This window comes from Aureliella helgolandensis (genome assembly GCF_007752135.1).
Classification (GTDB): domain Bacteria; phylum Planctomycetota; class Planctomycetia; order Pirellulales; family Pirellulaceae; genus Aureliella; species Aureliella helgolandensis.
The window spans coordinates 7156808-7183063 of sequence record NZ_CP036298.1 but is presented as its reverse complement, the minus strand read 5'-3'; the positions used below and the strand labels follow the sequence as shown (position 1 = coordinate 7183063).

Genomic DNA, 26256 nt, shown 5'->3' with positions numbered 1-26256 from the left:
CTCCGTGTTTTTCCGCCAATTTGCGAGCGGACTTGTTGCGATCCATTAAGCTCCCCACTGCTGCATCCGCCTTGGTTTGAACGGCGGATGGGCCAGTGTGAGGCCATTATTCGCGTGACTGAGGATCCAACCTAGTCAAAGGACTCATCCAGCAAATGGAATACCAATGGGCGTTCAGTTCGCGGTATTGTTTGCAAGTTGTTTGTTGGTAACTGGTTAGGACATTGGGCCGATTTGCGAGAACTGAACGAAATGGGACCAGATTTACAAAGGCATTCCCTATTTTGCTAAATGTCTAGCGGGTGGGGGGCGGCGAGAAGGCAAGATTCGAGCACGAGGGAGGGCTGCTCCTCCCCAGCAATAACCGTTTTTACTGTTCCAGTCGTACGGAACCTCCCAATTGATTGCCTTGGAGGTTTGAAGGGAATAGGCTGGAGCCTTCGTTCGCAGCCAACAGCCCGGTTAACTCTGAAAGAACTTTTGAATGCGCCATTTTGTGATGCTGGCAGCAGTAGCAGCCCTGCTTTTCGGAGGGAGTGGACTCCTGGAGACCGAGGCGTGGGGCCAGAGAGTACAGGGGGTCGATGTCTCCTATTGGCAGGGGACCATGGATTGGAACAGGACGTACGATGCGGGTGCACGTTTTGCGTTTGTCCGGTCGTCGCGAGGCGAGGATTTTGAGGACACCTTTCTAACGACCAACATGGCGGCGATCGCACAACTGGCGACTTCCGGCAAGCCGATTTTGGCTGGGGTCTACCATTTTGGGCGACCTGGTTTGGCACTCAGCACCGCTTCGACAGCGGCTCAGATTCAGTCCCATGCGCAGTCGGAAGCAGGGCATTTCGTGCAGACTGCTGGCGAGTACATGAAAGCGGGGTGGTTGCGGCCCGTGTTGGATTTGGAGGAAGGAGGCGCCGAGCTCACGCGAGCGCAGTTGTCGCAGTGGGCTACTGAGTTCACCAATCACGTGATGACGTTGGCTCAGGTTGAGCCGCTCCTCTACATGAATACGAATTATGCAACCAACGAAATCGATTCGAGCTTGGCTGAGCGTGATCTCTGGGTGGCCAACTACAACTCGGGGGATCGCTACGGAAATCCGCTGACCGATGGCAGTCCTCCGACGGGAAATATCGACGACTGGGCATTCTGGCAATACACCAGCGAGGGCTCGGGGCCGCTCTATGGGGTCGACCCCAATTTCAACGACTACATCGATCTCAATGTGGCCAATGGCGATATGGACTTTGTCCGCAGCTTTGTAATTACTTCGTCAGTGCCCGAACCGGGCTGCGGCCTGTCGCTGTTGGCCGCCGGCCTTTGGGTGTTGGGAGTTCGACGCCGAAATGCCTAGGATCGATGCCAATCGAGGCTTCAATCATGAGTCGATTTTCTCAAATTTAAGTCAATCTCGGAATTCTCTACCGGTTTAATCGTCACCAACGGCTTCAGCGGATTCCTTTCGCTAGCCGGACTGGTTTCTGTGACGAGAAATCTCCTATCTGACCGGCAAACTCGATTACGTGCTGTATGTTTTTCCATCGAAACAAACAGTTTGGCTCAATATGTCCAAACGCCGCACCAGTCAGTCGTAGTCTTCACCATACGCCGAGGAAACCGATGCCAAAGTCCGCCAAAATCAGCGACCAAGAAGTTAAAGTAGACCGTCGTCGCGATGATCGTCGTGCCAAAACACAAGCGGATGGAACGGAATTCAAACCACCACGTCGCAAGCAACAGCGTCGCCGCCAAATCGACCCGACTACTTGCGAACGGGATTACAACGGCGACGAGATCTTGTTCATGCAAGCTTTGGATGCCTACAAGCGTTCGAGTGGTCGAATGTTCCCAACCTGCAGCGAAATCCTTGAAGTCGTCCGCGGATTGGGATACGTCAAGCTGTCTGAAGAAGAGCAGGAGTTGATTGCCAGCATCGCCGCCGTGGAAAGCGATCTAGCTGCGGCAACCGATGGTTTGGATGATGATGAAGCAGAACTCGAAGCCGCTTACGGCGAGTCCAGCCTCTAGAACCGAAAGCACCACGTCGTATTCTCCCGAATCAATGAAAACGCTCGCTTGCAGATTGCAGGTGAGCGTTTTTTCGTAACTGCTGACGATTATCAGCGACCCCAATCGAAACTCAAGCCTGAAGCAATGGTGGAAGTTGCCTGGTGGCTGAGGAGGGTCGTGAGTGAGGGATGAAATGCTGCGCAGCGGTCAGCTTGTGTGGTGTTACTCCTCGCCGCTGAATTTGGCTGGTGCAGTAGAGAGCGTTGTTGGCAGGAAGATGTTGGCAGGAAGATAGCTAGAGCAATTCATTTTCCTGCCTCCATGTTCCTGTCAAACGTCCGTCTGGATGCTTCGCAACCGCTGACAATTATCAGCGACTCCGAGCGAAACTCAAACCTGAAACAACGGTGGAAGTTGCCTGGTGGATGAGGAGGGGCGTGAGTGAACGGATGAAGTGCTGCGCAGCGGTCAGTTTGTTTGGTATTACTCCTCGCCGCTGAATTTGGCTGGTGCAGTAGAGAGCGTTGTTGGCAGGAAGATGTTGGTAGGAAGATAGCTAGAGCAATTCATTTTCCTGCCTCCATGTTCCTGTCAAACGTCCGTCTGGATGCTTCGCAACCGCTGACAATTATCAGCGAGTCCGTTCGAAACTAAAGCTGAAGCAACGGTGGAAGTTGCCTGGTGGATGAGGAGGGTCGTGAGCGAACGGATGAAGTGCTGCGCAGCGGTAAGCTTGCTTGGTATTACTCCTCGCCGCTGAGTTTGGCTGGTGCAGTAGAGAAAGATGTTGGCAGGAAGATGTTGGCAGGAAGATGTTGATAGGAAGAAATTGGTAGGAAGATAGCTAGTGTCTGTCCGGAAATTGCCTTGCTGGAGGATTTCACGCAGTCAGATGCTATCAGACAATCAGGAAGAGTTGCCTTCGCTTCGCATTCCTTGCCGCTAGGTGAAGTCAAATCCAGCCGTTTTGACCGACTTTGCGCCGCTGGCGCGGACCGGTAGCCAGCTGGCTAATTCAAAAGTGACGAACCTCAGTCACATGCCCTAAGCCGCTTTGCGTTTGCTCTGCGCTGCCGATGCATTGGGGCGTTGTTTAGAAAGCAGTAGCTTTCCAAGCGTGTGTATATTGCGACCTAGAATCGCTAAACCCAAATAGCGTTCAAAGCCGAGTTCAGTCCGGTCGCGACAACGCTTCAAACCATTGCCCCGCTGTAACACTCCGATCGCTGCCTCGATGCCTGAGTGGTGTAGTCGGGTTCGGTGAAATTTAGCACTTTCGTTCTTAATCCGCTGTACGTATTCACCAGGAGCCCGCGGTAGTACGCATACATCTTCGATTATCTGCTGCAGATTTGATTCATTTTCCGCTGAATAGAAACCTCGGTCAAAAGACGCGGTGTGAATCTCGCCTGCGTGCTTCTTCTGAGCCAACTTCGTTTGTTCCACCACGACATCCTGGTCACGCACGTCGCGAGCCATCAAGTGATAGTGACTAATGAAACCAGCACCATCCTCGTAAACCAAAGCCAATCGACCATATTGATTGGGTTGTCCGGCTTTGCCGCGACGGTAAAGCTGCGTGTGTGTTTCGAACAAGCTGAACAGCTTGTCGCAATTGGGGACTGACTCACCCAATAGGACACGCCGACGCGCCGTATCGCAAACCTGCTCGGTCAGTCCTGTCCAATGTTCGATTGTTGTGATTAGCGACAGAGTTACTGTGGACGCACCGAGAGATTTCGCCTCATTAGTCAGTGATTTCGCTCGCTCGAGCAAAAGTGCTACGCGTTGCAGCAGGTCGCGATAACGCGATTCCAAGGCTTCCTTTTTGCGTGAGCTCTTGCTGGCAGCAATCCGTCCTATCTGCTGCTTTAAGCTCTTGATCTTCTTGACTAGATGCCCCACTTGTCTCCATCCTGTGGTCTCAAGCTGTTGCGCCAACTCAACACAGAACGGAATGAACTTGCGAACACCGTCGTAGATCAAACTGCTCTCTGTCGGATAGTGAATGTTAGTTTCAATAACAAATGAATCAGCCCGAACTGTGGAACTGGCATCGGGAGCAATGCTCTGGCCAGCGGTGACGATAGCTTGGTTGATCTTACTAATCGTCTCAGGTTTGAGCAGACAGATGGTATCGCGTATGCGTCTGAAAGTGAAACCGTCGGTGTCTTGCCAGTCGCCGATTCCCATGATTCCGCGGAGACGCCGATGATTCTCGACTTGATCCTGTAGTTTGTCGTAATCAAGATTACATCCAAGTCTGACTGCTGCAAGCACAACAACATGCCAATCGTCCATGCCTGGCCTTCCAACATCCCGTCGAGAGTCTTGGTTTAGATCCGCAGCGACAGCCTGAACGACTTTCGTTCTCAACTTGGCATTGGTATAAAGATATTGAAGCCCGAGCAAGACGGGCACGATTTCATCGCGAGATTCCAAGTTGAGTTCAACTTGTGCGATAGGGCTGCAATCGAAGCGTTGCTGTTTTTGATATGGCTTGCGAACCACTTCTACTCCTCGAAGATTAAGCGTTTGGACCTGTTTTAGTCAACAAATTCAACGCTCGAACTCGCTCGCGGGTTCGTTCTTCGGGGAGCTTTTTTGAAAATTAGCCAATAATTTACAGACGCTTTCAATTTCCGGACGGACACTAGCTAGAGCAATTCATTTTCCTGCCTCCATGTTCCTGTCAAACGTCCGCCTGGATGCGGTTCGCAACCGCTGACGATTATCAGCGACCCCAATCGAAACTCAAACCTGAAGCAACGGTTCAAGTTGCCTGGTGGATAAGGAAGACGCGTGAAAGATCACATTTTTTGCTGTGAATTCCTTAAAACGCACGCTTGGTTGCATTCGGGACGCGAGGCGGAGGGAGTGGCAAGACCTGCATCGCTAGCCGCTGCAGCTCGATTTGCAAGCGACCGATCTGCTGGTCCCAATTGTGAACATCTCGCACCGCCTGTAGCTCCTCAGGCGAAGGGGTGAAGCCGACCAGCAGCTTTTGCTTACTTTCAACATTCGCGACTACCCTTGCCGCCTCTTTGCGCAGCGCCATCCAATTTGCAAGCTCGCGCAGTTCTTGGAACAACTCTTGAGCTTCCGTTTTCCAACCCGCCGAATCGGGAATGCTTTGCTCCAGAATCTCTAGCTTTGCTACTGGAATTAGTCTTGCATCGCTCCATTCTCGAATGACTTGCTCTGATTCTAGGGTAAGGGGTTGAGGGGCAAGGAGATCGTAAATCTGTGCATCGGTGACCGTAGTGGAATCGAACGCCAAGCGGTAGTCGGCTACTCTCGGAGTTGTGTTCACAAATCTAAGTTTGCTTGGCGTTAGCTTGGCGGCATCGTAAGTGATCTTGATGGGCTGAGTTGTCTGATGCGTGGACAGCAGCCACACACCTTGAAGGGCTTCCACCTTCGATTCGGTCGCACCGGACGAATTAGTTCGCGCAAAAATCATCGGTGGGGGACTTGGCAAGGCAAACGCAACGTTTTTCTGAAAGCTGGCATTGGTAGACCACACTCCGTGGATTCCTGGGAACGCGACCATGCATTCACCTGCTGGAAACTTGGAGAGACGCTCCGGTAAATCCACGTGCAATTCTGGTTGCTGGGCTAGTCCGGTTGTTGCGGAATAGGCCCAGCGCCAATAGGTATCGATACCTTGACTCATGAAGGGAATGGTGCTGGATTGCCCAGGTTGCAGTGCATCGCAGTCCAGATGCCAGCTGGCGGACTCGTGCGTCAATGAAATCTTGCACTGGCGATCCCAGATTTGTCCCGAAACGTTCGTGACTCTGGCACTACCGTGCAAAACGTCCCGGTCGTCTGGACGGGAAAGCGGACGGACGTGCACATCGTAGTTAAAGACGGCGTTTGTCCAGGGAACTACGTAGGTGATCGTAAGGGGCGAGGGGCTGGGCGGGCGAGGCCGTTTTACTTTCGCTGGAGTGAAAATCAGCGAGCCTGACGCGGTCGCAATGTCGTCCAGTCGTCGGTAACTGGTGATCTTCGAGATTGCAATGGGATGCCAAGTGGGACCGACGGTAGAGGTGTGTTCGAGCGTAAGAGTTTTCGAATCGCGGCTGACCAATCGCCCTGCAATCGTTGTGGAACCCGCGCTGATTTCCAGCTGATCACCGAGGGGAATGTGCTCTAGGACTGAGGCTTCTTCGGGGGCTGTCGTGTTGCCTCCGCGGTAGGTCCAGGCCTCTTGAGGTTCTACCCGGAAGTGCGCTGGTAAGAGCCCAGAGGTGGCTGGCAATTGGATTCTAGCGGAGCCACTTACATGTTCTAAGCAGTGGGTGATTTCAGCCTGCCAAGCACCGTCGCGTTTTTCGAAACGAACGTTGGTGATGGGAATGAGCGCAGGCGGTGAGGAAGGTGCGGCAGGCAACGCCGAATCAAGTTCGGTGCCAGTGACGACCGTCGCCAAAATAGCACTAAGCAAACCACTGGCTAGGAGCATATGCATGGAAATTCCTTTCGCTGACCCTCGGTCTCCCGTTCCAGCCCACGGGTGAACGTGATTGGGAAAGGAGTCGTTGGGGAAAAGGTGCCCATCACCAAAATTTGAAGTTCCCGGATGGCCATTGGGGCTTCTGGTGTTGGACATCTTTTTCCTGTCATTCCAAGGATTAAGCTTTACCGAAGCGTGCGTTGTTGAGAGATCTAATTGCTCAGAGTAATCGTGAGAGGAATGTGCCCCGTGACCGGTTCGTCTGACACGAGGTTGCCGATTGTCAGCGTCCCCGTTAGGGCAAAGGCCCGTTTGTCATTGCGCAGTTGACGGTCGGAGACTTGCTGACCGAGGAAGCTTTTGAGGGGGGCTTGCAGCTTTGCTAACTCTTCGCGCGGAATGGTCAGCACGTGCGTGTCCGTAGAAATTTCACCAGTCAGGCTAACCGCCGAGCCAAGGTCTACCAGCTGGAGTCCGGTTGCCAGCGATTGGTACAACTGAACCTTTAAAGTGGCGGTGCCAGACAAGGCATCGAGTGCAGGTAGTTGGAGCGAAATGGTCGAGTTGTCTTCGAACTCCAACGATTCCAATTGGTGAGTAGCCGATGCTGGAGGGGCTGCGCTCGTAACGCTGATCTTCCCCAAGGCTGAGAGATATCCGTTGCGAAAGACGATACCAGTGGGCGCTGCCTGTTTCTCGGGCTGTACAGCAGGTAGCAGCATATGACCGCTGACTCCGTAGGGAGTTGCGAGGTGGATGTCGACATAACCCGAGTAGTCTCCAGGGGCCATTTGTGCGAGACGGGAGTCTTTCAGGATCGGGAGGTTGGGGGGCAGATGGACTTGGATTACCTGTCGACTCAGCATGCTATCAATCTGGATTTGACGGTTCCCCGCTAAGACGGCCGTTTGCCGTACATTGAAATTATCGCCAACCAGAAAAACAGTGGCACCTTTCGCGGAGTCATACCCAGGAGTTCCGTACCAACCCAACAGTTCGGGGGACAGTTCTCGTGTGCCATTGGAGAGAATTTCGAAGCCCCCCAGGGAATTTTCCATGGGCACTTGGCAGTGTAATGTTTGTAGCGGAAGGGTGGCGTCGAGTTGATTGACACGCTGCAGGAGACGCTCGAGTTCTCCCGGTCGGTAGCGATCGGGATGACGCACACACGCGAGGGCATTATTGCGCATCGCTTCGATGCTCCGGCTGTATTCTAGATTTTCTTTGACCGAGATGGCGGTATGTCCGGGGCGAGTCAACTTGAACCAGTTGCCACGCGTGTCGAAACGCACACTCGGTACGAAGGAGGGCATCAAGACCAACGCGGTACATTCGCGGATGCCAGGCTCAATCTGCCGACTTCTGAGGAGTTGGTCGTCTGTCGGCCCACCCGCCACGAGATCTCGGAAGAAGACCTTCAAGTTGCTTTCAACCGGAGCGTTTTGAAAACGTGGGTAGAATTGCCAACCAAAGCTATTGTCGGTGTGGCTAAAGCCCACTACCGTCCGGTTCAAGTCAACCGTCGCCATTTCACGTTTGATTTTACGGAGTGTATTTAGTGCGGCTCCAACCCCCAATTCGCCTCCTGCGACAGACATCGCGATGGCCAGTTGCATTTGACGGCTGACCGCAGAGAAATCGGCGATATTCTGCTCAGTGGAAACTGGATCGACGGTGAATATCTTGATGGGCCATTTCGCTTGTACGTAGTCGGCAAATGCCTGACGAGCCTCAAGCGATGGATTGGGACCGAAGAAAGGCATCCAGTAGTGAGGAGCCATGTTTCCGCCAGCCGAGTTGGCGGTTTGTTGCATGTCTTCCCGCAAGCGTTCATTGAGCAAGATGGACTCTACATACACTCCCCAGGCAATCGGGGCGTTATGGAAGTTGGACGGCACGAGGTCTTCGAGGTGCGCGTTGAATCTCGACGGATGTGGTGAGGGATTGAGCGCCGGATCACGGGAAATCGCTTCCAGGAAATCATTCCGGATACTCCGTATCGTATTAGAGTCGTTGCGCCGGATTGCGAGATATAACTCTCTCTGGCCGCCCGATTCTCTGTCCCAAAGGTGCTGTGCCGATTCCAGGGAGAGTCGCTCGTAGGCCGCTGAAAACTCACTCCGTAGCAAGGCCTGTACGTCAGTAATGTGCACGATTTGCCGATTGATGATGTCGCTCTTGAACGCCTGGTAAGCCCAGTTGGCAACATGTGCACTCTGATCAATACTCATCACCGTGGTTAATTGCGATGGCGGAAATGGGAGTGTTGATTTGCGTCCCTGATGGCTGGGGATACTTTCATAAGAAGCAAGCTTTTCGCCAGATTTTTCAATACTCTTGATGTGCCGCTCTAAGTCTTGAAATCGTTGCCACAGAGCGTCCAGCAATTGTCTCTCTTGGGATAGCTTTGCCTCCTCGAACTTTCTTGTGGCTTCCCGACTTTGTGCATCGGGCAACATGCTCAAGCCAGGCATTTCCTGCTCAGAGGACGACTCTAAGGAAGCGGTCGCAAGCTTCGTGCCCTGGTAGAAGGCGCCCCATATGGCACCGGTTTTCCCCTCTGTATCGCTGTAGGTGTACCCTGTGCTATCCAGTGGTTGGGCAGAGGCGATGGAGCCACTATCGATCCTGGGGGACATTTCTTGGATCGCTTCTAGACCTTCGATAGGCTTAAGGACCGTGTAACTCTCTCGCAGGAATCGGACTGGGTGCATGGCCATCAATTGCTGAATCTCGGGCGCGTCGATCATGAAGTAATTGGAGCCCGCGTCGTAGAATTCGGACTCGATGCCCTTCAAAGCATGGGAGACCTGCTGCCCGAATTGCGGTTGCTCGCTGATCATGTAGTTCAACTTGTGAAAGATGTCTACGAACAACGGAGCCGCTGGTACCGCCCATTGAGTCCATCCCTGCAAGTCTTGCTCGTATGCAGTAAAGGAGTCGAGTGCCTCTCGCGACACGTGGGGGTCGTCATTGAGAAACCGTGTGAGCGGGATGGACCATTGATCCACTAAGTCGTTGATGACGAAGTCACGAAATGTGGGCAGCAGCAAGTCGGGGCCAATTTCTGCTGTGGCGGTCACGGTGATCTCTGCCCCGTAACCTTCGCGGCTGTGCGTTCCTGGTAGTATCGAAATGGGAATGCGAACTAAGCTTAGAGAGTATCCAGGTGCATCAGAGACGTCGTCCCCCTCGTTGATGCGGCGCAGGGCGTTTAGGTGATCGAGGTACCCTTTCAGTTGGTTTAGCTGTTCCGTTTGTTCGAGCTTAATCCCACTCGTAAATCCAAGGATTGGAGGGGATGGTAGGAACGAATTGCCAAGCGTCGTATCGGCAATCGTACTCGAGATGTTGATCCCCGACTCGCTTGCTTCCGCTGCCGTTCCGCCGGGGACGGTGACCGTCGTATTGTTGAGAGCGCTACTAATCGGCAAGGGGCGGACGGTGTTACCAGCGGGCGCAAAATTGAAGGACATGGCGGCTGACAGGGCTGCCTCGTCGCTAACAAACTGAGCGCCACTCAGATGGTCTTTCTGAAAGCCATTAATTTCGTTTTTGAGCTGTTGTTCAACTTCGTATCGATATTGAGTCAGCCTGGCCTCTCCCCACACATCGGGCGTCTTGGGAACCACCGTTCCCCATTGGTCCAGTTCGTGTTCAAGCCAGTCGATGTTCGACGCCAGCTCTTCCAATGCGCCGTCGCGACTCGTCTCGGGTGGATGTCCTTGCCGAGGACCGAGTTGCTTGATCTTGTCCCACAGTGGATTATCGGCCCAAGCGGGGGGAGCGAAGGATTGTGTGATGATTAATGATATCAATGCCCAAGCAATTGGACGCAGCGACTGCACCATCTCCGTTCCTCCATAAAAGTCAGGCAGAGGAGTGGCGTGCGAGTTTTGTCCACCCTCCATTCACCCTATTTCGGGTACAGATGGATTGAGCTGTATGACTATTCTGACTAGTCGTGAGCATTACGATGGATAGGACTGCGGCGACCCGCATAATCGCTTTAGGTTAACGCTGAGATGCTTTCCAGATCTGTTGAGCGGGCCCTCAATTCCGTATTCCGATGCATGTCTTCAAGAGAGGGGCGTGGGGCGCCTTGCAGGCAATTGTGGGGATTGCATTTCCATGCCTGGGGGACGCTAGCGCGCCCCTGAATCGGTTGCGACAACCACTCTTTCTTGCCCACGCAGCGGCGCACTATTTCCAACCTTGCTTACGCGGGTGGGGCAATATCCAGCTCCGCAAGTCGTCCCGCGGTGGTCTACTGTTTCAACAGACGGAGAACGTGCGTTCTTGGAGAAATAAGGGCTGCCGGGGCAAGCTTTCCTTTTTCCCATGGGGCCGGGAGAGCTACAATGGAAACCTGCTTGCCGAGCTACTTACCCGTCGGCTCCTACCTGCCTGGCTCCCTTCCTGCCCGGACAACTGATTGAACCCCAAATGCTTGCGTACACTTCTTGCCGGCGTCTCCTTGGTCTGCTGGTTCTAATACTCACTCCTAGCAGCGTCCTGGCGGCCGATTCGTCGCAGATTGCGCTGGAGGCCCGAGCCATTCTCTCCAACCGCTGTTTTGCCTGCCATGGACCGGATGCAGCGGAGCGTCAAGGTGGATTTCGGCTGGACGCGCGTGAGTCCTACTTGGGTGAGGCTGATTCGGGGGAGCTCCCGATTGTTCCGGGCGAACCGGATCGTAGCGAAGCGCTCCGCCGCATGCTTTCGGCCGAGGATTCCGAGCGAATGCCCCCTGCGGATTTTGGATCGGGGCTTACCCCAGTAGAAACCGATATTATTCGCCAGTGGATTGCAGATGGTGCTGAGCTACCGGAGCATTGGTCGTTTGTGCCGCCGAAGAGACCCAGCCTGCCTCTCGCCTCCCAGCACGCAACGTCCGACCATGAGCATTCTTGGACGGAGTCGGCCATCGATCGATTCGTGTTGGTCGAGCAAGAGAAGCATGGCTTGGCCCCTTCCCCCCGAGCAGGCCGCGGGGAGTTGCTGCGGAGACTTAGCTTGGACCTTATCGGCTTGCCTCCCACGGTAGACCAGATCGATGCCTTTGAGCAAGATCCACTTCCCGGTGCTTATCAACGCCAGGTGGAGCGTCTGTTGGCTTCACCCGCCTATGGCGAACACTGGGCCCGTAAATGGCTAGATCTAGCACGCTACGCCGACTCGGCTGGCTACGCCGATGATCCGCCACGGACTATCTGGGCGTATCGAGATTGGGTCATCGACGCGCTCAATGGGAATATGTCTATCGAAGAGTTTACGGTCAAGCAATTGGCCGGCGACCTGCTTGACCATCCCACTCAAGCAGATCTCGTGGCCACTGCATTCCATCGCAACACGATGACCAATAGTGAGGGGGGGACCAACGACGAAGAGTTTCGCAATGCGGCGATTGTCGACCGAGTCAATACGACTATGGCCGTTTGGATGGGAGTTACGATGGCGTGCGCCCAGTGCCACACCCATAAATACGATCCCTTTCTCCATGACGAGTACTTCCAGCTATTTGCGATTTTCAATCAAACTGCTGATGCCGATCGACGTGACGAGAAACCGGTCATCGAATTGTTTACGCGCGATCAACTATTCGCTCGAGAGGCTTGGGACGCACGGCTGGAGGAAATCGACCGCCAACTCCATCAAGTTCCTAAGGTGGTGCACTCCGAAATGAAGCAATGGGAGGAGGAGTGGACGGAACCTCACTGGACGACGCTCCGGCCGCTCGCGTTCGACTCTCAGGCGGGCGCTGCTGCCAGGGAGCTCGATGGCAATATCCTGTCTGCTCAACTTGCTGAGGGGCAGGCAACCGATGCTGAGAAGGGTGACGTCTACTCCGTCGAACTGCAGCTCCCTTCCGCGTGGGTTGGACAAACTCTAAGATCGCTGCAGTTGGCCGTCCTGCCAGATCCGCTGCGCGATGGTGCCGTGGGGCTGACGAAGCATGGTAATTTCGTGGTGACGAAGATTTCCGCAAGTCTGCTTCCAGGCAACACTTTGGACCGTGTGCGTGAAGCTGAACTCGGTACCCTCCTGCCTTCCGCGAGGAGCATCGCCGCAGCCACTTCGCGAGTGCCAGCGAGGTTTGTTCGCGTTGAACTGCCTGGCAAGTCGCGATTGTTGTCCTTAGCTGAGTTGCAGGTCTGGAGTTTTGACAAGAATATCGCCCTGCAGGGGACGGCATCTCAAAGCAGTACGGACTACGCGGGGGACGCGTCGCGCGCGATCGATGGCGATACGGACGGGGACTACAATCAGAACTCTACCACGCACACAAAGACGAGCGATGCTCCATGGTGGGAGGTCGATTTGGGGTCACCGCAGGCGATCGACCGAGTCGTCGTGTGGAACCGGACTGATAGCAATTTGCAGTCGCGTTTGAACGGTGCTGTAATTAGCTTGTTGGATGAGTCGCGACAAGTATTGACGCGGGAAACCTTGCGCGAAGCGCCTCAGCTGAGCCAAGAACTGGTGTTCGAACGGTCCACGCCGCTCGCCTTTTCCCGGGCCACTGCAGACTACGAGCAAACTGATTTTCCGGCGTCAGCGGTTATCGATGGAAGTGGGAAGTCGGGCTGGGGCATTGGTGGACGCTCGCAAGCGGAGCACGCACTCACACTACTCCTTGACCGTCCGCTGTCGATCACCGAACCAGGGCGTCTGCGCATTGAGATTCGTCAAGAGTCGGGGTATGGTCAGCATCAATTGGGACGGTTCCGCGTGGCCGCTTCGATCGATCCTGCCGTTGACCGCTGGACGGCAGTTCCAGAAAATCTACGCTACATTGTAAAACAACCATCCGCCCAGCGCAGTCTAGAAGACCAACAAGCTTGGTCGCTCTTTTTCAATCAAAATTTGGCCGCAGCAACCGAGTCCCTGAGGGCCGAACGATTGGAATTGGAGTTGCAGCTTAAGGAGTTGAAACCGGAGACCAGCGTCCCGGTGCAACGCGCGGTGCCTGGGGCCGATAGCCGCGAGACGTTTGTCCAGATTCGTGGTAACTACAAATCACTCGGAAATCGAGTGGAACCCGGCACGCCAGCTATCTTTCATCCTCTACCCGACTCCACAGGGCCGCCCGATCGCTTGGCACTGGCGAAATGGCTGGTCGATCGACGTAATCCCCTGACGGCGCGCGTCTGGGCAAACCGCTTGTGGGAATCTCTGTTTGGACTTGGGATCGTAAGATCTAGTGAGGAGTTTGGAGCGCAAGGCGATGCTCCAACCCATCCCCAATTGTTGGATTGGCTAGCGGTGGAGCTGATGGACAATGGTTGGGATCAGAAGGATCTGCTTCGGCAGATTGTATCGAGTCAAACTTACCAACAGACCTCACGCGTGACTCCACAAGTGCTGCTGCAAGACAAGGACAATGAATGGCTGGCGCGAGGGCCACGCGTTCGGCTGAGCGCGGAAATGGTGCGTGATCAATCGCTGCAATTGGCCGACTTATTATCGCAGCAGATGTATGGCCCGCCGGTACGCCCTCCGCAACCCAACCTGGGCCTCAAGGCTGCTTTTGGTGGTGATACGGATTGGCAGACGAGCGATGGAGGGGATCGCTATCGGCGTGGTTTGTATACGACCTGGCGCCGTTCGAACCCCTACCCTTCCATGGCAACATTTGATGCACCGAGTCGCGAGGTCTGTACGCTGCGCCGCGATAGTACCAACACGCCCTTGCAAGCACTGGTGACTCTCAATGATCCAGCCTTTGTCGAAGCGGCTCAGTCGCTGGCTCGACAGGTGGTGCTCGCCGCTGGCGATGGACATGCTGCGGTGCCGGAGAGTGAACGGTATGAGGAAGGGGACTCTGATTCTAGGCGACTGGCCAGGGTCTTCCGTCGATGCACCTCTCGCACGATTACGGATAGGGAATCTCACGTTTTGCTCGCGTTGTTGACCGATGCTCGAGCCGGACTGGTCCAGGACCAAACTGCGGCTGAGAAGCTAGCCACCGACCCACTTGGCCCGGCTCCTGACGGTGCCGATGTGGTTGAACTGGCTGCTTGGACCGCAGTTTGCAATGTGCTTTTAAATCTAGATGAAGTCCTAATGAAACGGTAGAGTTTGATGCATCCCATCGTACAGAACATGCAGCAACGGACCCGACGCTATTTTTTGCGCGACGGAGCCATGGGATTGGGAGCCATTGCCGCTAGCTCCCTTTTGCGTGGCGAATCCTCGTTGGCCGCTGGCGGGGATTCTTCTCCCGCCGTCAAGCCGAAGGCCAAACGGGTCATCTATCTCCACATGACTGGCTCGCCGCCCAACCTGGATTTGTTTGACTATAAACCTGAACTGGTGCGGCGCAATGGTGAAGATTGTCCGCAGTCTTTCTTGGAAGGACGCGAGTTTGCGTTTACGACGGGGACCCCCACGCTCCTCGGTACACCCCAGCAGTTCAAGCAAGTCGGGCATGGCGGGGGATGGATGTCTTCTGCCATTCCACATTTGCATGGAGTCGCCAACGAAATGTGTCGCGTGCATTCGATGTATAGCGACCAATTCAATCACGCTCCTGCCGAGCTATTGATCTATACCGGTTCACCGCGCACCGGCCGCCCCTCGATGGGCTCGTGGGTGACCTATGGTCTGGGATCTGAAAACGAAAATCTGCCGGCTTTTGTCGTGTTGATTTCAAGTGGAGTTCAACCCAATGGAGGGAAGAGTTCGTTTGGAAGCGGCTTTCTTCCGAGCGTCTACCAGGGAGTCCAATGCCGCTCTCAAGGCGATCCCGTGTTGTTTGCTTCCGATCCGCCTGGGATGGACAAGGCACTGCGACGAAGAACATTGGATGCACTCAATCAACTCAATCACTTCCAAGCCTCGGATATGGGGCATCCGGAAACGCAGACACGAATTGCCCAGTATGAACTCGCCTATCGTATGCAGGCCAGCGTTCCTGAGGTTATGGACATCACGCGCGAGCCGCAGTACGTGTTGGATGACTATGGTGCTCAGCCTGGTGCAAGTAGCCTAGCCAACAATTGCTTGCTCGCGCGCCGTCTGGTGGAATCGGGCGTTCGATTTGTGCAGTTGTTTGACTGGGGGTGGGACTATCATGGCACCAGTCCGGGGACCGGGATCGGCGATGGTTTGGTCGAAAAATGTGCCACCATGGACCGACCAGTGGCGGCGCTGCTACGGGATCTCAAGCAACGCGGTTTGTTGGAGGATACACTGGTCGTATGGGGAGGCGAGTTTGGCCGGACGCCGTTTCGCGAGGGGAGAACGGCAAATAGCGCCGTCCTCGGTCGAGATCATTATCCCGATTGCTTTACGATGTGGATGGCCGGGGGCGGTGCAAAGCCCGATTTTGATTACGGAGCAACGGATGAACTCGGTTTTGGCGTGACGGAAAACCCCGTGCATGTGCATGATTTTCAAGCCACGATTCTGCATCTACTTGGAATCGATCACACGCGTCTGACCTACCGCTTCCAGGGACGCGACTATCGATTGACCGATGTGCATGGCGAAGTCATCCAGGACTTGATTGCCTGAGCCTACAGGCTGTGCAATGAAAATGCGTGCATGCAATCCGCGTCGCGACGCCCTTTACTTGGCAGGCAATTCAATCACGCCTTGCCAGCCAGGCGGCGGGGTGCGTCGATGTTGTGCGATGTAGACGGTTAGGAAATCCTTGACCTGGTCTTCTGCGGGAACTCGGTGGAGTTGCTTAAAGGCTTCGTGCCAGTCCCCTGCCAAGAAATGTTCAAAGGCCGTTTCGTAAGCGACGACATGCTCGTTGGTTAAGAAGCTCTCGGGACCCGCCGGTGGCAGCAATTCGCTGACAACCAAGGGGATGTGCATTCCGTAGGGCAGAACCTTGGCCACGCGCCGCACTCGCAGCACCTCCGGTGGGACATGTTTGCGCACCCAATCGGCAGTGACTTCGTCCATCAAGATGGAGGCTTGCAATTGTTTAGTCATGCCCTCTAGGCGAGAGGCTAGGTTCACCACGGGACCAAACACGGTGACTTTGACTTGATCGGTAGTGCCGATGCGGCCGGCAACGGCGGAGCCCGATGCGAGACCCAAGCCCGCCCGGAAATTGGCAAGCGGGTGAGCCGGTTGGGCTGAGGCGAGTTCAAATTCGCGGCGTATTGCCAGTGCCGCCCGACAGACGAGTTCAATGGAGTTCTTGGCGGCGATGGGCCAGCCCCAAAACCCCATGGCCGCGTCTCCGTGAAAATCGCCAACCACTCCCCCATTGGCCAGGATGTGATGAGTCATGACGCCCAGCGCGTCGCTGACCCGTTGCAGCAATTCCAGCAGTCGGTCGGCTGCGTCTTCACTCTGTTGCGAAAAACCCCTTAAGTCACAAAACAGGACGGAGACATCGGTCTCCCTGGGGGCTAGGACTTGATCTGCGTCGCGACCAGCAAGGGCGTCGAGGACGACGGGAGCAAAGAAGTTTCTCAAACTGTCTTGGCGACGCTGGAGGACTCGGACTTGCCGCAATGCGCCTAGCGTTGTGGCGGTCAGTTCGGTGAATTTCAAGTCGTCCTGGAGGGCATCGGAATCGCCTGAGGCGCCGCGCGGAGAAAGGCTCAGTGGGCCGGCAAAATCGCCTGCCACGTAGATCGCCCAACCGGGACAAGCGTCGGAGACGACGGGGGTGCAGAATGCCCAGTCAACGTTCTCGCTTTGAGTAAAAGAGGTGCTGGCGGTTACGGCTCGGTTCCAAACATGTAAGACGCTTTCGCCCGTTTGAGTCGCATTGCGAACCAGTTGCGCACTGGGGCGGAAATTCTGCCCGGTGAGTGTCCGGCAATCCCAGTGCAGGATATCCAACTCCTCACCCGCTTCAGCTGACTTGGGAGTTGCGGCTCCCGCTTCGTGGGGAGGAACTCGTTGCTCGGAAGTGAGGATTTCGGCGGAATCGTCGCTGCCGGTGCGCAGCGTGAGGATTGCCACGAAGGAAGCTTGGGGGACTCCTTGGAGTAGCAGGTTGACGATCCGGACGCAGAGTTCTTGGTCGGTACCGGCTCCAGCGATAATGTCTGGGAGTTTCCCCAACGCCTCAATGCGACGATCTGCATCTTTGTATTTGGTTTGCCGCAGCACCCCAGGTGAGAACGTCTGCTCGGCGTAGGCTGGAGAATCCGCCTGCGAAAAATGAACGCGTTGATCCAGTAGTGTAAACGTGGTTTGCCCGATGACGAAGTGCTCGCCCACGGATGCCTGAAAATGTTCTTGTTGTTGGCCTCGATAAAATATCGCATTGCGAGCGCGTGGTGCTTTGGTAACGACCAAGTGCGTGCCTTCCCAGCAGAGCGTCGCGTGTTCACGTGAAATGCGATCATCCCAGGCCACATTCCATGGTTCAGCGATGCGCCCTAAAATGACCGGAGTGCCTGCTTCTGGCAACGAGCGACGCCAGCGATCGGTTGGGCGAGGGCCTTGTGCGATGAGATCGGGCATATTGCTGCTTACCATCTACTTCAGTTGGAAGGGCGATTCGAGCGATCGGAATCATGCCGCAAGGATAAAGTATCCACAATGCTAGCTGCTCAGCACTCCCCCAGACCGATGCGCCTCTGGATTGCGATTCCCGCACCACGAGGCGGTTGAGTAACTACTATAGCTATCGATAAGTTTTACGCCCACACTGCTTTTTGAATGAGTTGTCGCAGATGGATTCGACCAGCGAGCTAATGCATCAGGTGGATGCCGAAGTGGCCCACGTGTGGATGGTACGCACGTTTCTGAAGCACAGCGATGAAGCGTCTGAGGATGAAGAATTGGCTTCCGTTCATCGCGATCTCTACGATTTTATGTTGGCTCTGGGGCCTGCGTTGGATGCCAACGATGCGGCCGCGTACCTGAAAATTGCCCGCAAAAAATTGTCCAAGCTTCGGCTCGCTACCGAGCTTTTCCTCGAAATTCAGCCCGAAGTCTCTGGCCACACCAATTTTAAAATGGCGGGGCGTTCCCTGACGTTGGCCGTAGAGCGGATTATCACTCTGTTGACAGTCGAGCCTGCAAAAACGCCCCAGGACTAGGGATTCAAGCGGACAACGACCCGACCTAGGCTGTGCCCGGTCTGCATGCGATCGACTTGTTCGGGGAGTTCCCGGAGCGTGACCTCGGTGACCATGTGAGGCAATGTCCGTGGCTTCCAATCCGTGGACAGTCGTTTCCAAATCGCCAGCCGCTGTGGATAGGGGCACTCGGCCGATGCCACGCCGCACAGGGATATACCCCGTAAAATGAACGGGTAAACCGTCATGTTCAGTTCCGCGCCCGCCACTAAGCCACAGGTGGTAACACAGCCACCAAACTGAGTGCCTCGCAGGAGACTCGTCAACATCTGACCACCCACGGTATCGATGGCACCCGCCCATTGGGCAGACAGCATGGGACGTGTGGAATCGTTGGACACCTCTTCACGCGATACGACGCGAGTGGCCCCCGCTTGTCGCAGTGCATTCCGTTGATCCAATTTCCCGGTTACCGCGACGACTTGGTATCCCAGGTGTGCTAGGAGTTTGACGCCCATGCTTCCCACTCCCCCGGTTGCACCGGTCACCAACACCTCGCCCTGTTCGGGCAGAACTCCATTGCGTTGGAGGGCTAGGACCGATTGGGCAGCGGTAAAACCGGCAGTTCCAATGATCATGGCCTCGCGAGTCGATAGACCGCTGGGGAGTGGGACGACCCATGTGGCTGGTACGCGTATGCGCTGCGCCCAACCTCCCCAATGCTTTTGTCCCAAATCGTAGCCCGTGACCAGTACGCGATTGCCCGGCTGATAGTCCGGTGAGGTCGATTCGAGCACGACACCAGCAGCATCGATCCCTGGCACATGTGGCAGCGAGCCAATAATGCCACGGTGCCCCTGGCAGGCCATGGCATCTTTGAAATTGAGCGATGAGTACTCGACGGCGATGGTAACCTCTCCGGCCGGCAGATCGTGGAGAGTTAGGGAGGTGATCTCAAGTCGCGTGGTCTGCTCGACTTGTTCCACCATGAGGCATTCAAAAGGTGTGTTTGGCATCTAACGCTTTGAGTGTTCCGGTCCAAGAATATCAGGAAGAACGTTTAGTATAGCCCTGCACAGCGTTGTTGGTGTGGCAATGATCTACGGCCACAACTAGGTAGCTGCCAATTGCTGCACCGCCCGGGCAAGCCGGACGGGCGCCACTGTGACTGATTTGTTGGGGACCAATGCAAGAAGCCTCCGCGTCTGCTTCCGCCGGGCTTGCCCCGGAATCGGAGTGCACAACTACTGGCTACCGTAGAGCCTATATGGCCAATCGGCTTCCGCTGCGGGCTCGTCCCGGTGGAGCCAGCGACATCTTGGCTTAGAAGTGCATTGCAATCGACCGCATGGGATTGCACCGGGGAGCCCCTGGTTCTACTGCGCCCCTTTTCGACCCGGACGGTAGCCCTTTGAATTGCGACTGCGGCGTTGCTTTTTCGACTGCTTTTTATCTGCAGCACTCCCATCCTCGGCCTTAGCGGCGTTGGGTATCGTGTGCACATACTCGCCACGGAAGCGCTTGTTGGCATCATTCTGACGACGTATGCGCGCTTCGCGGGGAGGTTGCGAGGGGATCAGGGCATCGCAGCCATCACCGATTAAATCGGTCCTGCCAGCTTGCCGAAGGGCTTCGCGAACTTCGAAGTAGTTTTCGGTTTTGAAGAACTGCATCAGTGCGCGCTGCGTCTTGCGATCTCGCAGTCCCTTAGCAATAAACACTGGTTTCTTGGTGAAGGGATCGATGCCGGTGTAGTACATGCAAGTGGCGACATCCAGAGGTGCGGGGATGAAGTCCTGGACTTGATCGGGCTTGTAGCCATTCTGCTTGAGGAATACAGCCAGGTTGATCATCGCTTCCAGATCACTACCGGGGTGACTGGCGATGAAATATGGAATTAAGTACTGCTTCTTGCCTGCCTCCTTCGACTCCTCTTTGAAGATTTCGGTGAAGTACTCGAAGTCATCGTTGGCCGGCTTGCGCATTTTGAACAAGACCTCGGGGTCGACGTGCTCAGGTGCAACCTTCAGGTGTCCGCCGACGTGGTGCTTGGTCAATTCGCGAATGTACTCGGGACTCTGGCGGGCCAGATCCATGCGAACGCCGCTGGCGACCAGCACTTTTTTGACCCCTTTGACTTCGCGCGATTCCCGCATGAGTTCAATGACGGGTTGGTGATCGACTCCCAGCAACTTACAAATCTTGGGGTGCACGCACGATTGGCGACGGCACTTGGCCTCGACCTCAGGTTTCGTACATTTCATTTGATACATGTTGGCGGTGGGGCCACCAATATCGCTGACCGTTCCTTTAAATTGTTTGTCTTGAGCCAAGTTCTCGATTTCACCAATGATGCTCTGCTTGCTCCGCGACTGAATAGCCCGTCCCTGATGTGCGGTGATGGAGCAAAAGGTGCAGCCCCCGAAACAGCCACGCATAATCGTGACGGAGTCCTTGATCATTTGGAAGGCAGGGATCGACTCGGTGTAGCTGGGGTGCGCACGCCGGGTATACGGCAGCCCATAGATTCGATCCATGGCGGTTTCTGAGATCGGCAATTGCGGAGGATTGACGACGATGGCTTGCGTTCCATGCTGTTGGATTAGGCGTCGCGCGTTGTAGGGATTGGTCTCTTGGTGGATGATGCGAGTGGCCTCGGCAAACTGCAGTTTGTCGGCCACGACTTCCTCGTAGCTGGGGAGAGCTAAGACATCTTCCGGTGCTGTTTCCGATGCACCCAGGGCATAGGCCACGCCTCGCATGTCGCGCAGATCCTTGACCGACTCACCAGCTTCCAACCGCTGTGCCAATTCGACAATGGCGTTCTCTCCCATGCCGAAGACCAGCAAATCGGCTTTGCAATCCAACAGGACACTTTTGCGGACTTTGTCACTCCAGAAATCGTAGTGCGCCAATCTGCGCAGCGAGGCCTCAACACCCCCGGCAATTACTGGCACTCCCTTGAAAGCTTCGCGAGCTCGCTGGCAATAGCTCAACGTGGCTCGATCGGGACGCAGTCCAATCCGCCCACCCGGTGAGTAGGCATCGTCGTTGCGGACTTTGCGATTGGCCGTGTAGTGATTGATCATGGAGTCCATGTTCCCGGCGCTGATGCCGAAGAACAGACGTGGGCGGCCAAAACGCTTCCAATCCTCACACGAATGCCAGTCGGGCTGGGAAATAATCCCAACGCGATATCCAGCCGCCTCAAGGACCCTGCCCAGGATGCTCATCGCAAAGCTCGGGTGATCGATGTAGGCATCGCCGGTCACGATGACGACGTCCAATTCATCCCAGCCGCGATCCCGAGCTTCCTGCATTGACATGGGGAGTGGTTGCAACGCCACTTTGCCAGTCGGCCCGCAGGTTTGCGGTAGGTTCGTAAGGAAGCGATCGGCAATTTTTGCTTCGCCAAGTACGGGAAGTTGCATGAGTTTGGCTTGCGGTGCAGTGCCTGCATGAGCGATGCAGTCGGAGGAGCATGGTAAAGACTCCTCACAGTATATCCCGCTGGCTGTCAGCTGTCGAAGAGCAATTGCCTCCCTCACTAGGGGGTGCGTTCGCTTCGCCGATAAGCTAAGGCTACCGAGGCCGTTGTTGGAACGTTCCTGGCTTGTCCCGTGAGGGGCATTCGCTCGGTTTCTAGGCGAAGATTGCACCCCGCATCACGTTGCAGCAACAGTCACAGCGGCCTTGCCAGTGTGGCGAGTCGCTGCGGTGGCAATTCGCGCGCGTTGCTGCCGCAGCCTTCATTGCTCCATTGCTCAACCGCGACGGATTTGGGAGCCTTTGAAATTGATTTGGACGCGGTAGACAATTTTTTCGCGGTGATCGATGCTGCCGGTCTCCAGGTTGACTCGTTCTGGGATCGATTGGATATGTTTATCGACTACCGCGTGATATCCACGTTCGGAGAAAATATCAATGAGCATGGAGAGGGCGAGTGGATTGTGGAACAGTGAGTCTTCGGTGTTGACTTGGGCGCGACCGGAGAGGGCGTGGCGTTGGATGATGGGCATGAACTTCGACTGCAGCATGTTCACCACGCGGATGAAGAGGTCGGTGTTTTCGAGTTCATAGCTGTCGAGTCGATTAACGAGTTGTTGCCTGGCGTGGAGGACGATGTCTTCGGCCAGTGGAAGCGGTCGCAGGCGATCGTAGGTTCGCGCATGGAGTTCAAGCGAGCTCTGGTATTGAAGTTCGCGTAGGATGTTGGCTTCGACCTCTTCGATGGGCCCTTCTGCATTGACAAAGTGGTAGTGGTAGATTTCTTTGAGGGATTGCAGAGCGCTCCAGGTTTGTTCTTTGAAGACGCGATAGCGGTGCTTGGCGGTTTCCGATTGCAAATCCGTGGAGCGGAGGGGGAGCAGCTTGCCGACTCCCGTTTCCTCGACTTCCTGATTGTGTTTGGCAATTTGCCGTCCGCGAAACAATTGCCGCTGCACACTGGTTTTCTCGGTGACGAACAAGACCATTGCGTGAATGGTGGGCCGCCGAAAATTAATAGCAAACTCGGTATCGGCAAAGTCTTTGTGGAGCTTGTTGACGTTGTCCACGAGCATCTTCAGGCATTCAACCTGGACCCGCGTCCTGGGAAAGCCGTCGAGGATGGCCCCATCTCGAAACTCTTCGTCCAGCAGGCGTCGCAAGAGGATGTTGATGACTTCTTTGTCACCCACCATGCCACCGCGATCTTTGAGAGCGACCGCTTCCGGTGAGGTGAGTAGGTCGCTGACGACGATGGGCTTGCAGGTCAGCCCGCGAGCTTGCATCACGAAGGCCGTGTGGGTCCCCTTGCCTGAGCCCGGAGCACCACCCAATAGGATCAACTCCTTGGGGAAGCGTAGATTCACTCGACCGTATTGCTCTTTGAGTTCCTCCCAGACTGCATTAAAAATCAGTTGCGCATCTTTGATTTCAAGATCCACTGGCTGAATTGGGGGTGTTTCAGGATTCATGGAAATCGCACTTCATGCACGGCGGTAGTGGACGGAACAATGCCTGGAAATGTTGGGTTGGTTCCACAGCGGCGACCTCTGGCGGAGCGCCCGCTGTCCAGGAAGCCACGATTCTACTTCAAAAAATTGGCAGAGGTAGCCGCACGCACTTGCCGCCCCCTCAATTGTTGGTTGGTGGTCCGCTAGCAGGAATGGCTTGTCGAAATAGTAACCTGCTGCGTGAGCAGGGAAAGGTGCTTGCCGCTACAGGTCAATTATTGAAATTGCCGACTCCGTAAATTTGAAATCGCGTTTAAATCGACAAACCGGTAAGGCTCGGGTCGCGCAATCCGTTTTGCTCGAAACCACGAATGCGCAATAAACAAGCATCACAGTGCTGACAGGGGGCCATATTCGGCCGCGGGTCGTAGCAGCTGATCGTTTGGGAGTAATCGACACCTAGCTCCAGTCCCCGCGCGATGATTTGCGCTTTGGTGAGTGCGATTAAGGGAGTGTGGATTTTCAGTCGCATGGTTCCTTCTACGCCCGCTTGGGTCGCCAGGTTTGCCAGCGTTTCAAAGGCAGCGATGTATTCAGGGCGACAGTCGGGGTAGCCACTATAGTCGAGCGCATTGACACCGATGAAGATATCGCTTGCGGCGAGAGTCTCCGCGTAGGCTAAGGCGAGTGATAGAAAGACCGTGTTGCGAGCGGGGACGTAGGTAATGGGGATCGCAGTGCCAATTTCATCGGCAGACTCATGCTTGGGGACGGCGAGGTCTGACGTCAAGGCGGAGCCACCAAAGCGCGCCAAGTCGACATCGAACACGATATGCTCAGCCAATTGCAATCGCTGGGCCGTTTGGCGGGCGCGATCGAGTTCGAACAGATGACGTTGGCCATAGTGGAAGCTAATGGCGTGCACTTCGAAACCTTCCGCTTGGGCGATGGCGGCAACGGTCGTGGAGTCGAGGCCGCCGCTGAGCAAGACGACGGCTGGCTTGGAAATAGTCACAGGGCGGAACGCCTCAAGTGAAAGGATCACATTGAATGGATGCGTGGGGAGTGAAACGATTCCGAGTTCTCGGTTGCACGTCGGTAGGAGCCAGTGTAACTAATCGCTGTCGGAACGATCTAGGTGTCCCGAGCGGTTAATGGCTAAGATTAGGCGTATACCGGCCAAGAGGCTGAGTACGTACCCTAGGATGCCGAACAAGCTTAGCTTTTCGATGCCGAGCCAGGTCGGTTCGATGAAGAGCAGTGGTGGGACTTTATAAGCTAGCAGGAGGCTGGAACCGAGGAACACGGCACTGATCAGCATCCCGAGTACCAGGCGATTGACCGAAGGGCTGAGTCCCTTGTGGGCTAGGTGAACGTCGAGTCGGCCTTCTTGGACAAGTTGCATGACGCTGCTGATTTGCCCTGGTAGGGTTTCCAGCAGTCCTTCAAATTCCAAGTAGATACGCCGCATCCGCTTGATCTGCCGCCTTGGTGAGAGCCGCTTCAGCCACATTTTGCGGAAGAAGGGCTGCATGACCTCGAGCAGGGAAAACTGCGGAGAGAGCTGCCGAATGGTCCCTTCCAGCGTAATGAGCATTTTGATCAGTAGGGAGGTTTGTGGCGGCAGGGATATTTGATGACGGTGCATGATCTCGGTCACGTCGTTCAAAGCGCCACTCAGGTCAAAGCTCTCCAGAGGTTGCATGCCGTAGGTGGCGACCAATTCTGCCACGTCAATCGAGAGAATGCTGTCATCGAGCCTGGGAGGGGGATTTCCGACACGCTTGATGAGGGTCGTTAGCAGCGATACGTCGCGCGAGGCGACCGCCAACATCATCTCTTCGATGGTTTCGCGCAAGCGGTCATCGATTCGACCGACCATCCCAAAATCGAGCAATCCCAATTGTTGGTGGCTGCTGCCCGGGATATCTCCGATCAGAATATTGCCAGGATGCGGATCCGCATGATATACGCCGTGCGTAAAGATCATCTCCACATAAACGTTTGCGGTCCGTCTCGCAAGTTCTTGGCGAGCTTCTTCGCTGAACTTACCTTGTTGATTTTTGCGTGCCAAATGGTTGATCGGAACGCCATGTACCAATTCCATCGTCAACACTCGAGCGGTCGAGAGTTTGGGGAATGGTTTGGGGATGAGTACACCATCCAGGTGATGCAGTAGTTTGCGGAAGAGTTGCAGGTTTTGCAGTTCGCGATTGAAGTTGAGTTCGCGGCGGAGTGATTTGGAGAGTTGTTCGACCAGAACAATGGGCTTCCAAATGGCGATCTCTGGAATGTGATCGGCCAGTGTCGCCAGGCCTGCCATGACTTCGAGGTCTTCGTGAACTTTGTTTTGGATATCTGCGTGCTGAACCTTGATCACCACTGGAGTGCCGTCGTGGAGGCGAGCCATGTGGACTTGACCGATCGAGGCCGAGGCAATGGCTTCGCCGTCGAATTCTGCATACAGCTCCTCGACAGGGGCTCCCAGTTCCTCGCAAATGATTTCGCGAACTTTCCCAGCCGGGTCGGCGGGGACATGCGTCTGAAGGGAAGTCAATTCCGACGCCAACTCGGGACCGATCAGGTCTTGGCGGAGGCTGAGGACTTGTCCTAGTTTGATGAAGGTCGGCCCGAGTTCGGTGAGCGCCAGGCGGATTCGCTTCTCCCGCGAATAGCTGGCGAGCGGCACTCCCTGCTCGTCTTTGATCCAGTCGCGAATGAAATCAAATTTCAACTGGCTTAACCAATCGGCCAAGCCATAGCGGCGCAAGATTCCTAGGATTTCCTGCCAACGGCGGAAATTTCGGTAGAGCTGAGGTATGGAGCTGATTTTCATGCGCTG

General features: G+C 55.3%; 14 protein-coding genes. 5 read left to right on the top strand and 9 right to left on the bottom strand.

The features are described from left to right. Positions 1 to 484: 484 nt before the first annotated feature. Together Q31a_RS25410 and Q31a_RS30985 are read left to right on the top strand one after the other, a co-directional pair. On the top strand, positions 485 to 1357 hold the full coding sequence (locus tag Q31a_RS25410; protein ID WP_145084246.1) for a glycoside hydrolase family 25 protein: 873 nt from the start codon (positions 485 to 487) through the stop codon (positions 1355 to 1357). A 266-nt stretch (positions 1358 to 1623) separates the two neighbouring features. Further along, on the top strand, positions 1624 to 2031 hold the full coding sequence (locus Q31a_RS30985) for a hypothetical protein (protein ID WP_231690930.1): 408 nt from the start codon (positions 1624 to 1626) through the stop codon (positions 2029 to 2031). Between the two features lie 1026 nt (positions 2032 to 3057). On the opposite strand, the gene Q31a_RS25400 is transcribed toward Q31a_RS30985, so the two are convergent. The 3 genes from Q31a_RS25400 to Q31a_RS25390 all read right to left on the bottom strand — a co-directional run bounded on the left by Q31a_RS25400 (position 3058) and on the right by Q31a_RS25390 (position 10326). Beyond that, the gene (locus Q31a_RS25400; RefSeq protein ID WP_145074329.1) at positions 3058 to 4524 is read right to left on the bottom strand and encodes an ISNCY family transposase; all 1467 of its coding nucleotides are present in this window, start codon (positions 4522 to 4524) and stop codon (positions 3058 to 3060) included. 322 nt (positions 4525 to 4846) lie between these two features. After that, the gene (locus Q31a_RS25395; RefSeq protein WP_145084243.1) at positions 4847 to 6490 is read right to left on the bottom strand and encodes a hypothetical protein; all 1644 of its coding nucleotides are present in this window, start codon (positions 6488 to 6490) and stop codon (positions 4847 to 4849) included. A 197-nt stretch (positions 6491 to 6687) separates the two neighbouring features. Then, complete coding sequence (locus Q31a_RS25390) at positions 6688 to 10326, bottom strand: hypothetical protein (RefSeq protein ID WP_145084240.1); 3639 nt, start codon at positions 10324 to 10326, stop codon at positions 6688 to 6690. A 595-nt stretch (positions 10327 to 10921) separates the two neighbouring features. On the opposite strand from Q31a_RS25390, the gene Q31a_RS25385 reads away from it, so the two are divergent. Both Q31a_RS25385 and Q31a_RS25380 read left to right on the top strand, forming a co-directional pair. Beyond that, positions 10922 to 14554, top strand: a complete 3633-nt coding sequence (locus Q31a_RS25385) for a DUF1553 domain-containing protein (protein ID WP_145084237.1) — start codon at positions 10922 to 10924, stop codon at positions 14552 to 14554. A 6-nt stretch (positions 14555 to 14560) separates the two neighbouring features. Further along, positions 14561 to 15994, top strand: a complete 1434-nt coding sequence (locus Q31a_RS25380; protein ID WP_145084235.1) for a DUF1501 domain-containing protein — start codon at positions 14561 to 14563, stop codon at positions 15992 to 15994. 54 nt (positions 15995 to 16048) lie between these two features. Here Q31a_RS25380 and Q31a_RS25375 read toward each other — a convergent pair whose 3' ends face one another. Further along, a complete protein-coding gene (locus tag Q31a_RS25375; RefSeq protein WP_197355695.1) occupies positions 16049 to 17917 on the bottom strand; it encodes an adenylate/guanylate cyclase domain-containing protein in 1869 nt (622 codons plus the stop codon). Positions 17918 to 18129: 212 nt separating this feature from the next. Between Q31a_RS25375 and Q31a_RS25370 the strand changes: the two genes are divergently transcribed. Further along, a complete protein-coding gene (locus Q31a_RS25370) occupies positions 18130 to 18498 on the top strand; it encodes an amidohydrolase (RefSeq protein ID WP_145084229.1) in 369 nt (122 codons plus the stop codon). Here Q31a_RS25370 and Q31a_RS25365 read toward each other — a convergent pair. The 5 genes from Q31a_RS25365 to Q31a_RS25345 all read right to left on the bottom strand — a co-directional run bounded on the left by Q31a_RS25365 (position 18495) and on the right by Q31a_RS25345 (position 26250). After that, positions 18495 to 19493, bottom strand: coding sequence for a YhdH/YhfP family quinone oxidoreductase (locus tag Q31a_RS25365; RefSeq protein WP_145084226.1), 999 nt, complete (start codon positions 19491 to 19493; stop codon positions 18495 to 18497). The two genes, Q31a_RS25370 and Q31a_RS25365, sit on opposite strands and share 4 nt — an antisense overlap. Positions 19494 to 19853: 360 nt before the next feature. Beyond that, complete coding sequence (locus tag Q31a_RS25360; protein ID WP_145084223.1) at positions 19854 to 21908, bottom strand: YgiQ family radical SAM protein; 2055 nt, start codon at positions 21906 to 21908, stop codon at positions 19854 to 19856. Between the two features lie 333 nt (positions 21909 to 22241). Further along, positions 22242 to 23435, bottom strand: coding sequence for a nucleoside monophosphate kinase (locus tag Q31a_RS25355; protein ID WP_145084220.1), 1194 nt, complete (start codon positions 23433 to 23435; stop codon positions 22242 to 22244). 292 nt (positions 23436 to 23727) lie between these two features. Next, positions 23728 to 24429, bottom strand: coding sequence for a 7-cyano-7-deazaguanine synthase QueC (queC, locus tag Q31a_RS25350; protein WP_145084217.1), 702 nt, complete (start codon positions 24427 to 24429; stop codon positions 23728 to 23730). 99 nt (positions 24430 to 24528) lie between these two features. Next, positions 24529 to 26250: an ABC1 kinase family protein gene (locus Q31a_RS25345; RefSeq protein ID WP_145084214.1), complete on the bottom strand. Its 1722-nt coding sequence runs from the start codon at positions 26248 to 26250 to the stop codon at positions 24529 to 24531. Between the last annotated feature and the right edge of the window lie 6 nt (positions 26251 to 26256).

Excerpts from the sequence above, each read along its gene's own strand:
- Q31a_RS30985 (WP_231690930.1), top strand. The coding sequence starts at position 1,624 with ATGCCAAAGTCCGCCAAAATCAGCGACCAAGAAGTTAAAGTAGACCGT.
- Q31a_RS25410 (WP_145084246.1), top strand. The coding sequence starts at position 485 with ATGCGCCATTTTGTGATGCTGGCAGCAGTAGCAGCCCTGCTTTTCGGA.
- Q31a_RS25390 (WP_145084240.1), bottom strand. The coding sequence starts at position 10,326 with ATGGTGCAGTCGCTGCGTCCAATTGCTTGGGCATTGATATCATTAATC.
- Q31a_RS25345 (WP_145084214.1), bottom strand. The coding sequence starts at position 26,250 with ATGAAAATCAGCTCCATACCTCAGCTCTACCGAAATTTCCGCCGTTGG.
- Q31a_RS25355 (WP_145084220.1), bottom strand. The coding sequence starts at position 23,435 with ATGAATCCTGAAACACCCCCAATTCAGCCAGTGGATCTTGAAATCAAA.
- Q31a_RS25370 (WP_145084229.1), top strand. The coding sequence starts at position 18,130 with ATGGATTCGACCAGCGAGCTAATGCATCAGGTGGATGCCGAAGTGGCC.
- Q31a_RS25360 (WP_145084223.1), bottom strand. The coding sequence starts at position 21,908 with ATGCAACTTCCCGTACTTGGCGAAGCAAAAATTGCCGATCGCTTCCTT.
- Q31a_RS25395 (WP_145084243.1), bottom strand. The coding sequence starts at position 6,490 with ATGCATATGCTCCTAGCCAGTGGTTTGCTTAGTGCTATTTTGGCGACG.
- Q31a_RS25385 (WP_145084237.1), top strand. The coding sequence starts at position 10,922 with ATGCTTGCGTACACTTCTTGCCGGCGTCTCCTTGGTCTGCTGGTTCTA.
- Q31a_RS25365 (WP_145084226.1), bottom strand. The coding sequence starts at position 19,493 with ATGCCAAACACACCTTTTGAATGCCTCATGGTGGAACAAGTCGAGCAG.
- Q31a_RS25375 (WP_197355695.1), bottom strand. The coding sequence starts at position 17,917 with ATGCCCGATCTCATCGCACAAGGCCCTCGCCCAACCGATCGCTGGCGT.
- Q31a_RS25380 (WP_145084235.1), top strand. The coding sequence starts at position 14,561 with ATGCATCCCATCGTACAGAACATGCAGCAACGGACCCGACGCTATTTT.